Consider the following 13836-nt stretch of genomic DNA (forward strand, 5'->3'; position numbering starts at 1 on the left):
TGATGTCAAAGCTACAAGTCCTTATCGTGGATGATGAATGGAAAATGAGAAATTTGCTTCGCATTTATTTGACAAGGGAAGGATTCGACGTTAAGGAGGCATCTAATGGACGAGAGGCATTGTCCATGGTTAAAGAACATTCTTTTGATATTATTATTTTGGATGTCATGATGCCGGATATGGATGGTTGGCAGGTATGCGAAGAGGTTCGAGAGACGGACAATGTGGCGATACTCATGCTAACAGCACGTTCAGAGACGAAAGATAAAGTATTAGGCCTTGGTATAGGGGCTGATGATTATTTAACTAAGCCATTTGAACCAGAAGAATTACTTGCGCGTGTCTACTCGCTCATTCGACGATCGACGATGACACAAGTCTCTGTTCAACAAGAGTCTATATTGGAATTTCAAGACGTGAAGATTCATCCTGAAGGTCGTGAAATCTATATTCATGACCTTCTAGTAGATTTTACACAAAAGGAATTTGATTTATTTGTTTCATTGGCAAGGAATCAGCAACGTGCATATGGCAGAGGAGAATTGTTAGATTTATTGTGGGGCTATGACTACGATGGAGATGATCGAGTTGTGGATACTCATGTGAAGAATATTCGAGATAAGACACGAAGGTCAGGGCTTCTTTATAACCCGATTCAAACCGTATGGGGAGTAGGATACAAGTTTAATGCGACGGGCGAACTGAAATGAATGTGGAAATGTGAACTGCGATTTTCTTCTTAATTGGTCAACCTCATCATATGCTTGTATAGAGTCGTCGTTAGAGGGGGGTCTCCATGATAAGAAGAGCAAGGTGGCATAGCCAACGAAGCAGTAGACCTAGAAGCAGACGAAGGTTGTGGCTCGTAGGCTTTCTTGTTTTTTTAATCATTATATTTCAGGGATTCGCTTACGTAGATCGTAATTTAAAACCACCTATCATGAATTTGGCCAAAATTAGAATTAAACAGGTTGCTACTGAAGCTATTAATGAGGCTATTACAGCACAGGTTGCACAGCAACAAGACTTTGATAAGCTAGTAAATTGGAAGATGGATACTTCAGGGAAAGTGTCTGGTTTTATGATGAATTATGCTGAGCAGATGAAGATTACATCCAATACGTTCAAGGTCGTGCAAGCTACGTTAAATGATGTGAATCAATTATCAGAACATATCCCTGTGGGGATGGCGTTAGGAAGTCCTGTATTAGCTTCATTTGGCCCAAAGATTCCAGTGAGAATCGAACCGCAAGGGGCAGCCAAGGTGGAGTTATCAACAAGGCAACGGGATGCTGGGATTAATATGATCTTGGTGGAAGTATATATTGATGTAAATGTAGACGTAGCTGTAGTTATTCCATTTGATATGGAAAATGAACATGTTGAGACGGAAATTCCTTTATCCTATCTGCTTGTTGTAGGGGATGTTCCTATGTATTATTACAATGCAAAAGGTGAACCTGTTGGTGGGAATGGGGCAGAGGCTCCCAACATTTCGATACCCTTTGACTCCAAAGGTACATCTACTAATGATACCAATACGCAGACTCAGCAGTCGGGCACAAATAGTAAGCAAGATCAGAATTCGGAGATACATCCTTAAAGTAAATAACTTTAATTATTCACTTATATACAAAAGAGTACGCTCATGATCATGAGGTACTCTTATTGCAATTTTGTTAGACTACTTCTTATATTTCCGAAGAGACGGATACCCGTTCATAAGGGATGGTTAGCCGTTCTTTCTTGCATGTTTAAGTGCTTTTCGTTCTGCTTGTTCCCATTGGTGAAGTAGTGGATAAGGATCAAATGACCATTCAACAAGACCACTGTCTCGGTAAATACCATAATGAAGATGTGGAGGGAATTTACCCTGAGTACCTGGTTTACCATATCCGGAACTCCCTACATAACCAATGACTTGTCCAGCCGTTACAAGATCTCCAACCTCGATTCTTTTTTCAAAGCCCTGAAGATGTGCGTAATAATGGTAATGGTTATTGATATCACGAATACCAATCCGCCATCCTCCGAACGCATTCCAACCCTTCATCTCAACGACCCCATAACGTGTACTACGTACAGGAACGCCGTAATCTGCGAAGAGATCCGTTCCTTCATGGATACGAAACCCACCCCAATTACGTCCAGTACCCCAGGTGCTTCGGTAAGAATACACGCTGCTTAGAGGAAGCGGGAAGGCATGACCGTTTAATTCTGATGGAGTAAACTTCTCATACAATTTGGAGAATTGTTGAATGCGTTGTACAGCGCGACTGTTATTGTAATATTCCCAAAGAGCTATGTTGAAATCATTCTTCGATTGTCCATAATGAAGTAAGTGATTAGCGATACTGTAGAGTACATCTATATCGTTATTGGCATCCGCTATTTGGTCACCTGTACCATCTCTACCTAATCCAGAGAAAATGGAAATGGACAAAGGATTTGTATCTGATTGATCGGGGTTGAGTGCACCAGACCAAGTGGGTGGAGGCATAAAAACAGCAGTCAGACGAGGGAGGTGTGCCCGGTCTGTAGGATGTGCTTTCGTTAGGGTACGTTCATATTGATCAATGGCGGCTAAACGGTACCAAGGAATTTGCGTGACTGTGCTAATCTTCTCATACAGTAATTTTCTTGAAGTATAAATATCCTCAGGTTGAGACGTTTGGCTGCCTTTCGATGCTTTAACTTTAGGAACTTCTGATGCATTTAAAGGCGAGCAATAAGATAGTGTTAAGGCAACTGCAACTGAGGCACAAATCCATCTGCAACGTTGTAGGTTCTTGTTAGTGCGAAGGGGAATCATCAATGTACCTCCTAATTTATGAAAACAACTCCGTTGAATTGTAATCATCAAGCGTGTATGTGCTTATGTACTTAGGTTGAATCAATATGGATGATTTTATCCAAACTGTTTATTCTAAGCCTGAAAGTAAGGTAATCCCCTTGTGTTCGTGATATAATATGGAATATCTGATGTCAAAACATGTATGAAAGGTGGTATATGTCCTTGTCGAGAACTACCACGAAGCAAGCTAAGCCAGACTGGATTAAGATTAAATTAACGACTGGTGATAATTATCAGGAAATTAAGAGTATGATGCGTTCTAAGACTCTTCATACCGTGTGCGAAGAGGCACGCTGTCCGAATATATATGAATGCTGGGCTAATCGAACGGCAACATTTATGATCTTGGGTGATATTTGTACACGTGCTTGTCGTTTTTGTGCGGTGAATACAGGTATGCCAACAGAACTGGATTTAGATGAGCCAGAACGCGTAGCAGAAGCAGCTGAAAGTATGAATCTGCAACACTGTGTTATTACTAGCGTAGCACGTGATGATTTGAAAGATGGAGGCGCGTCTATTTTTGCTGCAAGTATTCATGCTGTGCGTAAGCGCCTTCCCCTTTGTAGTGTTGAAGTACTGATTCCGGATTTCTTGGGAAATCCAGATGCGCTGAAGATTGTAATGGATGCTAAACCTGATATTCTGAATCACAACATTGAGACGGTAGAGCGTCTATCTGATCGTGTTCGTGCTAAGGCTAAATATAGTCGTTCTATGGAATTATTGCAGAATGCGAAGGTGTTACAACCTACGATTCCAACGAAATCAAGCATTATGCTTGGAGTTGGGGAAGAATGGGATGAAATTCTACAATCCATGGATGATTTACGTGCGGTTGATTGTAATATTCTGACGCTGGGTCAGTATTTACAACCATCACCGAAACATTTGGATGTAGAGAAGTATTACCCACCCGCTGATTTTGCAATATTGAAAGAAGAAGGATTGAAAAGAGGGTTTAGTCACGTTGAATCGGCACCGCTTGTTCGGAGTTCTTATAACGCACATGCACAGGTGAAGTCAGCTGCTGAACGTATATAATATAATATGGGGTTACTCATGAGGAAAGGCAGGGGAATGGTGCTTGATTATAGCAGGTGGAAAAAACTATGAAATATTGAAAGATCACAAAGATGGTTGGAATCCAGAGGCTTTCCGTGATCGTTACAGCGATGTGCTGGAAAGATACGATTACATAATCGGTGACTGGGGATATAGTCAATTGCGTTTGAAGGGCTTTTATCGAGACAACCACCCTAAGGCAACTAAAGAATCGGCTATATCGAGTATGGTAGACTATATAAATGAATACTGTAATTTCGGTTGTGCGTATTTTGTTCTTCAGAAGACCAGGGAGTCACAGCAACCCAAAGAAATGGAAAAAAGCAGTTCCTGATTAACAGGGGCTGCTTTTTTTAATATCCATATTGAATCTTTATTCTTCTAGGAAAGCGGATCTGACACGATTCCAGAAAGGGTACGGGCGATATCTTGCAAAACTAATTTTTTGCTTAGAGACTTGACAGCTAACGGATATCAAATCGTCTATCGTGAAGTTTTTGTGATCAACGGTCAGTAAAAGACGCTGATCTTTGCGGGAATAAATATCGGAATGATGGTGCTTAGGAAGTAGAAGTGGGGAGCCCATCGTACGGTAAATACGATTGTTTATAGAAGCAATTTCTGCAATCTGTAGGGCCTCAATGGTAGGATGAACCATCGCGCCTCCAAGGCTCTTATTATAAGCAGTGCTTCCTGAAGGTGTTGAGATACAAATACCATCGCCTCTGAACATTTCAAAAAGCTGGTCGTTGATATCAATTTGTGCGACAAGTGTTCCATCTACTCCCTTAAGCGTGAATTCATTCAGTGCAATGTGAGAGGTAGTTCCTGATTTCTTATGAATAGTAAGCTCTAGGAGAGGGTATTTCACGATACGTGGTGGTATATCCTCTGATAGTAGACTGTTACTCATAAGTTCAACCAATTCGGGTAGCTCGTCTGCTTTCCAGTCGGAATAGAATCCTAAATGGCCCGTGTGTACTCCAACAAACGCAATATCAGAGATTCGGTCAATAAACGTATGAAAAGCGTGCAGCATAGTGCCGTCTCCGCCAATGGAAATGACAATATTAGGTGACTCTGCATCCATTACGAAATGGTGCTGTGCTGCCAGTGTGTGGAATTGTTCTGCTAAGTCAACCGATAATTGATCCCCACGGTCCAGAACATAATATCTCAAGGGTGGTCTCAAGGGTAATAAGGCTCCTTTGTGATGAGTTTATATCGATCATAATCAATATCTCACCAGAACACAACGTTTCATTTACCCAAAGCGTGTCGAAGTCTTATCCATAAGGAAATCATCATATTGAAAATGATGGATAATAAAGTTATAGCAAAGAGCAGAATGACAAAGATGAAAATATTGTTTATAAAACCTAGAGATGAATGAAAGTTGGTTTGGATGGGCATATCAAAGGGTATCATAGTGCTCTGTGAATCTAGTCCTCCTGCCAACTGTTTCCACAGTACAAGCACCAGAGATGCAGCTAGAATGCCATGGATGAAACGTGCCATCATAAAGGGCCAGTATCGAAGGTTTGTGGAATGAAGGATACTTGCAATTTGTGCATGAACGGATAGTCCTCCCCATGAAAGAATAAAGGCTGCTGAAGCAACTTTGAAAGACAGGGGAATAGAGGTTATGGGCTCACCTGCGTAACGTGCACCTAAGGTGACTTCAAATATGCCTCCGACTAATGACTTTGATAATGCAGGGGGCATACCCATAAAGGATAGCACATGCTCAATAATAAAATATAATCCCATCATGATATTTGCTTGCGTGAGTAGCTCCAGAAACACAGAAAAAAAGACAACAAGTCCTCCAACGACAATGATTAATTTCAAAGAGGATTGTATGGCATCTTGAATGAGCTCCCCTAGGTTTCTTCCATCTGCAATACGGGCTTTATGCATCGCTCGTATCGCATCTCGTAGACGGTTACTACGAGGTTTCGAAGGGGATTTGGATACCGAGTGGGTTTCTTGTGAAGTTCTAGCCCCGTGATAACGCATTAGGAGTCCGACAAGAAATCCGCCCCCGTAGTGTGCGATGGCTAATATAGGAACAATGCCTGGATTATGAAAGAAACCTATAGAAACAGCACCTATGAGGAAGATAGGGTCAGAGGACGTAGTGAACGCGACTAAACGCTCCCCTTCATCACGGGTTACCATTTGTTGTTCCCACAATTTCGCCGTTAATTTGGCACCTATAGGATAGCCTGATACATATCCCATAGCCGCGACGAAGCCACCACTCCCCGGGATCCGAAAGATAGGTTTCATAAACGGATCAAGTAATGTTCCAATTAAATGAACGATGCCAAATCCTAGTAGAACTTCAGATATGATGAAAAAGGGGAAGAGCGAAGGGAATAATACATCCCACCAAATAGCCAATCCACGTAAGGCGGCAGCAAGGTATGCAACGGGATAGACAAACATGAGTACGCATAATCCCATGAGTACAGTTATGAAAGTTGGAATTGCGAACGATTTTAATGTCACGAACAGCCACCTCTCTAACCTGCTATAACTGAGGAACAATCCTTCTGTCATAGTTGTATGATCTTGGGAGGACAAACAGTACAAAAAAATATAGAAAGCGTTTACATTCCGGGGTGTTTTTTAATGGATATTGTGGTAAAGTAAATATTATGAAGGCTTATCTTTTCTGAGTATATGTGATATGAATGGAGTGAATAGATCATGAGTGTTGTCGCCGGTATTCTCGTCTGCGCTTTCGTGTATGTCATTCGCGCCTCATTAATTCGTTCAGGTGAAGAGGATTGGAAAAGTTACTAATATGATGTCAAGGTGCTAAACGGTACATCCGTTTAGCGCCTTTTTTTGTTATAATATAATGGATCTCCTATTTATCGAGATGAAAGTTGGCAACCCTATGAATCCTAATCAGAGCATCTATGATAATCTTGGAGAAGAACAAATTTTTTGTGAATAGCCTTAGATGACAATCGTATTTAGAATACAGGACACAAATGAAGGGAAGTCAGAATATTGAGTACTTTGGAACCGCTTTACTCCATCAAAGTAACTTGCTTAAACTGCGAACACGAATTTATGACTTCGCGCGTTAGACCTAGCTTCAAGAAGGCTGTGCGTACGGATGCTGACTTTTGTGCCTATTATAAGAATGAGAATCCTGATTTCTATGTGGTGAGGGTATGTCCGAAATGTGGGTTTTCTTCTACAGAAAATTCGGCTGTGAAGTTAACAGACAAACAAAGAGCTATTTTTAAGGATAAAATAAATGTACGTTGGATTGAACGGGATTTCGGAGGACAACGGGAGTGGGACACGGCTCTTGAGACGTATAAGTTGGCGCTACTTTGCGCACAGACGATTGGGGATACAGAACGGATTATTGCAAGTTTTCTTCAGCATATTGCGTGGTTGTATCGTTACAAGGGAGATCATGAGCAGGAACAGAGGTTCTTGAAGTTCTCTCTGGAGTCTTACATACAGGTGTATGAAAAGGAAGGCGTAGGTGCCAATAACGCCAAATTATTATATTTAATAGGGGAACTTAACCGAAGAGTAGGTAATTATAACGAAGCTGTTCAATGGTTCTCACGTGTTATTAATGATAAAAAAATTATGGATGCGGCTATGATTCGCGCTTCAAGAGAACAATGGAGTGTATTAAGAGAACAAATGAATGCGAAACAAATGGAATTGCCTGAAGAAATGAAAGATCACAGGTAATTCTATACGCGTAGAGATTAACGGGAGAGGACATAGCCGATCCGTTCATCTCTAAACGTGGTTACTTTCAAACATTAGGTGTTATGTTAACGAACCTGTTGATCACACAATAAATAATCTGAGTCAGTATCAATGATGGTTATCTTGTTGTGACAACAAGGAAAGACAAGTAGTTTCTTCTTTCCCTCACGAATGATGACGAGTTCTTGTGGTTTCATAGGGATGAGGACATTCGTTTGAGAGCAATAGGGACACCGATGAACATAAATGTCACCCATTATAATGTCATAGGGCCAAGTGTTTTGGAATGGAATCACGATGGGTCCTTCTCAATAGTGGACTCAGAGGATGTTTCCTCTTTGCTGAGTTCAGCAATTTTTTGTAATAAAATATGTTGTGGCATATGCATAAGGTGTTCAATAGGAACGCCTAGCTTTTTGGATAGTGTAATGGCCGTTTCGGCTGAAATTTGTAATGGTTTCATAGTCTAGTTTCCTCCAATATAGGTAAGGTGTAATACAATCGTATAGTATAGTTATATCGTTTCTCGAACGCCAATTCAAATTAAAATACAAAATAAAGGCGAAATATGAAAGGAGATTTACGAATTGAAATCTAATTTATCGTTAAAATGGAATTTAGAGTCGATCTTTCCGGGAGGTTCCTCTTCTAAAGAATTCGCTACATTTTTGCAAACCTTAGAAAAAGATATTAAGCATGTTCAACAACAAATCAAAAAAGCGATCGCTCCTACGGATATTGAAGGGACTACAGCATTTGATGCATTTATTACGGAATTAGCAAGTTGCTATGAGAGAATATCGGAGGCTAGTTCGTTTGTCTCCTGCTTAGGCGCACAGGATCAACAAGATAAGAAGGCAGTTCAGTTATCAGGTAAAGTGACGGACTTACAAGCTCAGATTATGAGTGTTGACGCTGAATTTGAACATGTACTTCGTAGTACAGATGATGAGACATGGAAGGTATGGATGGCGCGTGAAGACATACGTGAACTATCCTTTGTCTTAAGTGAGAGTCGTGATCGTGCTCGGGAGAAATTAAGTCCTGAACTTGAAAGCCTTGCGCTTGATTTGGCTGTTGACGGGTATCATGGCTGGGGAGATTTCTATGATACGATTGTCAGTCATGTTCAAATTCCATTTGATGAAGAGGGTACGACGGTGATGTTATCGGCAGGCCAAGCTTCGAATAAACTTCATGATCCAAATCGCGAGACGAGAGAGGCCATGTTGACTAAATGGGAAGATACGTGGACGGATGCAGAGGATTATTGTGCCGATACATTGAATCACTTGGCTGGGTTCCGACTTAAATTATATGAGCGTCGCGGTTGGAATGGCATTCTTAAAGAACCCCTAGAGATTAACCGGATGTCGGAGCAGACGTTAGATGCCATGTGGAATGTCATTATAGCTAATAAGGCTACTTTTGTAGAGTATTTGGATCGTAAAGCTGCCATTCTTGGTGTAGACAAATTAAGCTGGGCTGATGTAGAAGCTCCAATAGGTAACATCTCAAGTAAAATCACTTATCAGGAAGCAGCAGAAAATATTGTGAAGCAGTTCCGCACGTTCAGTCCGAAGTTGGCTGAATTTACAGAGATGGCTTTTGATAAAGAGTGGATTGAAGCAGAAGACCGTTCTGGTAAGCGTCCAGGTGGATTCTGCACTTCGCTTTCTGTGAGTAAAGAGACGCGTATCTTCATGACATTTGGTGGGACAGCTTCTAATGTCTCGACACTAGCTCATGAGCTTGGGCACGGGTATCATCAACACCTGATGAAGGATCTGCATATGTTTAATCAGAATTACGCAATGAACGTAGCTGAAACAGCTTCTACATTTGCAGAAATGATCGTAGCGGATGCTTTGGTTAAGGCCTCCACAGATCCACAGGAGAAACTTGCTTTACTTGAAGAGAAAATACAGAACAGTATCGCATTCTTTATGAATATCCATTCAAGGTTCTTATTTGAAACTCGTTTTTATGATAAGCGGAAGAATGGACTTGTTAGTGCACAGGAATTAAGTGAACTTATGGAAGAAGCACAACAAGAGGCCTTCTGTGGAGCACTTTCGTCGTATCATCCACACTTCTGGGCGTCTAAGCTTCATTTCTATATCACAGGAGTTCCGTTCTATAACTTCCCGTACACGTTCGGTTATATGTTTAGTACAGGGCTTTATGTGCGTGCTCAGCAGGAAGGAGCAACGTTTGCGGATAAATATGATCGATTATTACAAGATACAGGCGTGATGACCGTAGAAGATTTAGCAGCTAAACATCTCGATGTAGATTTGACAGGTACTGACTTCTGGCAGAGTGCTATGGATTTGTGTGTTGCTGATGTGAAAGAGTTTATGGAATTGACGAAACATTTGGTGTAATTTAAGAGAAAAGCGAATATTAAGTAGAAAAAAGATGAAGATTCCCGAAATGGGGATCTTTTTTGTTGAGAAGCAAAAGGTAAATTTTGTCGTATTTAGATTTATTTTGACTAATGTTGGCAAATAAAATTTGGGAATCGCGCAATTAATAGGGATAAATACCCAATTATGTTTGATATTGTTGATGACTACCTGATGACGATTTATAATGAGTCATAAGCCCTATGTCATGGGTGGAATTAGGGGGAGAATGTCAAATGATAAAAATTGATCAATTATCGTTGGCGAGGCAGATGGATATGGTATTTAAAGAGGTGGAACAAGAATTGGCGGGATTAACTGCGGGCACTTTATTTGTACAAATACGCAACAATGCAGTTGGCAAATTTGGAATTCGTCATAACCCTATTGCAGGGCGCAATGGGCAATTTACTTTCTCTGAAGAAGGTCTATCTGCTGTACATCAACTATCCTTTCGAAACATGGCTATAGAAAGTCTGAAATACAAGCATCATTGGACACATGGCGAGATTACTTATGATTTCATGGTACGTCAGGGTATTATCGTGGTAGATGCTGTTCTTGAATCCAATTATAACATGGCAAATTTGATGATCCGTTATCCTCGTCAAACCTATAATGAAGCTTCATCGGACTTATAATACTATTATTCATTTATTAAACAACAAAGAAAGGCGACCTTGAGAGAAAGGCCGCCTTTTTAATCATTAGTTTGAATATCATGTGAAGAGCAAGATTATGAGTTGGAACGACCTGATAATTGTTGCTCAGCCAATTGTACTAGACGTTTAGTGATATACCCACCTAAAGAACCAGTTTCACGGGATGTGTAGTTTCCATAGTAACCATCTTGAGGAATTTGAACGCCTAGCTCTTGAGCTGCTTCCATTTTCAATTGATGTAGAGCAGCTGTCGCTTGAGGGACTACCAAGTTGTTGGAACGACTACCTCGACCTTGTTGACCTGCGTGACCCATGTGTTTCACCTCCTTTGTACTTAATGAGGTTATTATGGATCGAAACAATTAAAATCATACAAGAAAACAAGTAGTCTAGAAGTGGTAATTATTACTTTAAGATGAGCATCCCTTTATGAATCTGGTTATCTGAAACTAAGGGCGATGTATTGACTCCAGATAAAGCTGTGTTTCAAAGGTTTGTTGTGGTTCTAGACGGATTAATCCCGTGAATTCGGGTCCTTGTTCAAGATTAGGAGCATTAGGTAACCAAGTGTATGGTTCTATGCACAAGAATTCATCTGCTTCTCCCTTAGTATAGAGAACCCAATGTTTGAAGTAACGATCATCTGCAACATATCTAAGTCCGTAACCATCTTTATGAGACAATACGGCTTCCACAGGTTGTCCTTCGCCGATTCGGAGTATCGTATCAAGATTAGTACCTGCTAAATTAAGACCCACATTGAGATCTTCTAGAGAACCTAAGGGAGCTAGTCCTCCGGATGGAATTAATGCTTCATCGAGTTCGTATATAGATTCAACAGGTACTTTCAATGTCCAATTTTGAGGTTGTCCATTCAATAAGAACCATGAGTGAAATCCAAGTCCAACTGGAAAAGCATGTTCACCTAGATTTGTTACTTTTAATTGCTGAGTAAAACGTGATCCTTGTAATTTGAAAATAACTTGGAACTTAAGAGGAATCGGTGATTGAGCCATCCATTGACTATCATCACTTGATAAGAATTCAGTTGTGATTGAACAACCATCCTCATCCTCTTCAATGTCACTTACACACCAACTCTGAGTCTTATGCAATCCGTGGATGTGGTTATCACCTGCTGTGTTGCGATTGAATTGATAATCCACGCCGTCATAACTGAATTGACCATTACGAAGTCTACCTGGAGGGAACAATAGAGGAATGCCGAAATGGTAAGGTTTCAATAAATAGAAATCAAGATCTTGCTCATCAGGTTCTCTGAGTATATGTCGCTCTTCATGCTTGTCCCAGATGGCAATAACATTATTACCAAGTCTCGGAAGTAAGGTGATTTGAAGATCGTTGCTATGAAGGATATACGTGTCATAACCGTTCCACGTTCCTTTGGTTAATTGTGTCATTGGTTAAGCTCCTTTGCAGTTATAATCTAAAAGAATCTATTTTCATCATAACAGATTAATTATGATTTGGTAAAAATGAGTTTGACAATTATGGGCCATAGGTCTTATCATTGCATTTAAGTATATGATAAAGATCATGAACACGATGATAGGGACAAGTAAGCTAGACGGATGACCTTCAGAAAGCCGGTGGTTGATGCGAACCGGTGGAGCCGATATGCCGAATGGACCCTTGAGTGCCGAGTTGAACGGGAATGATACATTCCTTAATAGACAGGCCGTCTTTTCCACGTTACGGAAATTGAAGGTCGTACGTGTGTTGTTTCTATTGGAACAATCAACTATTTACGATAAATAAGGGTGGCACCACGGTCTCACGTCCCTTGCGGATGTGGGCCTTTTTCTGTTGTTTTATTTATTATTTAGGAGGGGTTAAATTGAAAAAAACAGTATTATCAGGCATAACACCTAGTGGAAGACTAACGCTGGGCAATTATATCGGCGCTATGCAGAATTACGTTAAGCTACAGGATCCTTATCAATGTTATTACATGGTGGCAGATCTACATGCCATCACAGTACCCCAAGAACCAGAAGATCTTCGCGAGCGATCTGTTGCAAATGCGGCGTTATATATTGCGGCAGGAATTGATCCTTCGAAGTCTAATGTTTACTTACAATCAGCGGTACCTCAACATGCAGAGCTTGGATGGTTGTTGACTACGTTGACGTCTATGGGTGAATTAGAGCGAATGACTCAGTTTAAAGATAAGTCGAATGGGAAGGAGTCAGTAGGAGCCGGTTTATTTGTGTATCCGTCACTTATGGCTGCTGATATTCTGGTATATAACACAGATCTAGTTCCAGTAGGTGAAGATCAGAAACAGCATTTGGAGCTAACACGTGATCTAGCGGGACGTTTCAATAGCCGTTTTGGAAAATTATTTACGATTCCGGAACCTTACATTCCAGAAGTAGGAGCACGAATCATGTCTCTGGATGACGTTAGTAAAAAAATGAGTAAAAGTAGCGCAGTTCCTGCTAGTTATATTGCTCTATTGGATGCACCAGATGTAATTCGCAAAAAAATTAGCAGAGCTACAACAGATTCAGGTGCAGAAGTAAGATTTGACGTGGAGACCAAACCTGAGGTTAGCAACTTGATGACGATATACTCTCAATGTTCGGACCTTTCTCTTGAAGACATTCGAGTGAAGTATGAGGGAAAAATGTACGGTGGTTTCAAAAAGGATCTTGCAGAAGTAATCGTTGCAACCTTAGAGCCTTTGCAGCATCGTTATAATGAAATCCGTCAAACTGGCGAAATTCAAGACATCCTAGCTCAAGGAGCTGAGAATGCAAGTATAGCGGCTACGAAGACTCTGGATGAAGTTAAACAACGGATGGGTTTCCTAACTTCTAGAAAACACTAGCTAAGACTTTTAAGGGATGCTCTTCTTTGTTTAGCTTTGATTACGAATCCCCAGCCGATATTACAAATGCCTACGACAGTTAAAAGTAAGGCGATCCATCCTGAATAACTGATGGCGATAGCCGCTACGGCTAGGATAATGATTGAGGACGCTGCGAACCATAATGAGAGACCTTTATTCATGTCAAAAACCTCCAGTGTTTAATTAGGGAATTAAAGAATAATGTCTTACGATATAGCC

General features: G+C 40.7%; 16 protein-coding genes and 1 other annotated feature. Of the genes, 8 read left to right on the forward strand and 8 right to left on the reverse strand.

Going from position 1 to position 13836, the window contains the following annotated elements; genetic code table 11:
* Positions 1-2: 2 nt before the first annotated feature.
* Together BW961_RS05775 and yunB are read left to right on the forward strand one after the other, a co-directional pair.
* Positions 3-710, forward strand: coding sequence for a response regulator transcription factor (locus tag BW961_RS05775; RefSeq protein WP_068582013.1), 708 nt, complete (start codon positions 3-5; stop codon positions 708-710).
* 86 nt (positions 711-796) lie between these two features.
* Complete coding sequence (yunB, locus tag BW961_RS05780; protein WP_068582016.1) at positions 797-1603, forward strand: sporulation protein YunB; 807 nt, start codon at positions 797-799, stop codon at positions 1601-1603.
* Between the two features lie 129 nt (positions 1604-1732).
* On the opposite strand, the gene BW961_RS05785 is transcribed toward yunB, so the two are convergent.
* The gene (locus BW961_RS05785) at positions 1733-2812 is read right to left on the reverse strand and encodes a M23 family metallopeptidase (RefSeq protein ID WP_068582017.1); all 1080 of its coding nucleotides are present in this window, start codon (positions 2810-2812) and stop codon (positions 1733-1735) included.
* A 204-nt stretch (positions 2813-3016) separates the two neighbouring features.
* Here BW961_RS05785 and lipA point away from each other — a divergent pair, with 204 nt between their 5' ends.
* Both lipA and BW961_RS05795 read left to right on the forward strand, forming a co-directional pair.
* Positions 3017-3898, forward strand: coding sequence for a lipoyl synthase (lipA, locus tag BW961_RS05790; RefSeq protein WP_394327601.1), 882 nt, complete (start codon positions 3017-3019; stop codon positions 3896-3898).
* 43 nt (positions 3899-3941) lie between these two features.
* Positions 3942-4253, forward strand: a complete 312-nt coding sequence (locus BW961_RS05795) for a YutD family protein (protein WP_139331546.1) — start codon at positions 3942-3944, stop codon at positions 4251-4253.
* Between the two features lie 39 nt (positions 4254-4292).
* Here the strand turns inward: BW961_RS05795 and BW961_RS05800 are convergent, their stop codons facing one another.
* Together BW961_RS05800 and ylbJ are read right to left on the reverse strand one after the other, a co-directional pair.
* Complete coding sequence (locus BW961_RS05800; RefSeq protein ID WP_068582293.1) at positions 4293-5099, reverse strand: NAD kinase; 807 nt, start codon at positions 5097-5099, stop codon at positions 4293-4295.
* An 80-nt stretch (positions 5100-5179) separates the two neighbouring features.
* Complete coding sequence (gene ylbJ, locus BW961_RS05805) at positions 5180-6388, reverse strand: sporulation integral membrane protein YlbJ (protein ID WP_068582297.1); 1209 nt, start codon at positions 6386-6388, stop codon at positions 5180-5182.
* A 555-nt stretch (positions 6389-6943) separates the two neighbouring features.
* Here ylbJ and BW961_RS05810 point away from each other — a divergent pair.
* Positions 6944-7651, forward strand: a complete 708-nt coding sequence (locus BW961_RS05810; RefSeq protein ID WP_170878532.1) for a DUF2225 domain-containing protein — start codon at positions 6944-6946, stop codon at positions 7649-7651.
* 86 nt (positions 7652-7737) lie between these two features.
* Here the strand turns inward: BW961_RS05810 and BW961_RS31095 are convergent, their stop codons facing one another.
* The gene (locus BW961_RS31095) at positions 7738-7968 is read right to left on the reverse strand and encodes a hypothetical protein (protein ID WP_068582025.1); all 231 of its coding nucleotides are present in this window, start codon (positions 7966-7968) and stop codon (positions 7738-7740) included.
* The gene (locus BW961_RS05820) at positions 7965-8135 is read right to left on the reverse strand and encodes a YycC family protein (protein ID WP_076576698.1); all 171 of its coding nucleotides are present in this window, start codon (positions 8133-8135) and stop codon (positions 7965-7967) included. Before BW961_RS05820 ends, BW961_RS31095 begins: the two co-directional genes overlap by 4 nt.
* Positions 8136-8259: 124 nt before the next feature.
* Between BW961_RS05820 and BW961_RS05825 the strand changes: the two genes are divergently transcribed.
* Together BW961_RS05825 and BW961_RS05830 are read left to right on the forward strand one after the other, a co-directional pair.
* Positions 8260-10059 carry a M3 family oligoendopeptidase gene (locus BW961_RS05825; RefSeq protein WP_068582028.1) on the forward strand — a complete coding sequence of 600 codons (1800 nt, stop codon included), beginning with the start codon at positions 8260-8262 and terminating at the stop codon, positions 10057-10059.
* A 257-nt stretch (positions 10060-10316) separates the two neighbouring features.
* Positions 10317-10721, forward strand: coding sequence for an O-methyltransferase (locus BW961_RS05830; RefSeq protein ID WP_068582030.1), 405 nt, complete (start codon positions 10317-10319; stop codon positions 10719-10721).
* 95 nt (positions 10722-10816) lie between these two features.
* On the opposite strand, the gene BW961_RS05835 is transcribed toward BW961_RS05830, so the two are convergent.
* A complete protein-coding gene (locus BW961_RS05835; protein WP_068582032.1) occupies positions 10817-11056 on the reverse strand; it encodes an alpha/beta-type small acid-soluble spore protein in 240 nt (79 codons plus the stop codon).
* Positions 11057-11191: 135 nt separating this feature from the next.
* Positions 11192-12163: an aldose 1-epimerase gene (locus BW961_RS05840; RefSeq protein ID WP_068582034.1), complete on the reverse strand. Its 972-nt coding sequence runs from the start codon at positions 12161-12163 to the stop codon at positions 11192-11194.
* 136 nt (positions 12164-12299) lie between these two features.
* Positions 12300-12550, forward strand: a binding site (T-box leader).
* 50 nt (positions 12551-12600) lie between these two features.
* On the opposite strand from BW961_RS05840, the gene trpS reads away from it, so the two are divergent.
* Positions 12601-13596 (forward strand): tryptophan--tRNA ligase, encoded by a 996-nt coding sequence (gene trpS / locus BW961_RS05845; protein ID WP_244555888.1) that lies wholly within the window; start codon positions 12601-12603, stop codon positions 13594-13596.
* Here trpS and BW961_RS05850 read toward each other — a convergent pair.
* Positions 13593-13778: a hypothetical protein gene (locus BW961_RS05850; protein WP_068582040.1), complete on the reverse strand. Its 186-nt coding sequence runs from the start codon at positions 13776-13778 to the stop codon at positions 13593-13595. The two genes, trpS and BW961_RS05850, sit on opposite strands and share 4 nt — an antisense overlap.
* Positions 13779-13836: the final 58 nt, after the last annotated feature.

This window comes from Paenibacillus macquariensis (assembly GCF_900156375.1).
GTDB lineage: Bacteria > Bacillota > Bacilli > Paenibacillales > Paenibacillaceae > Paenibacillus_AQ > Paenibacillus_AQ macquariensis.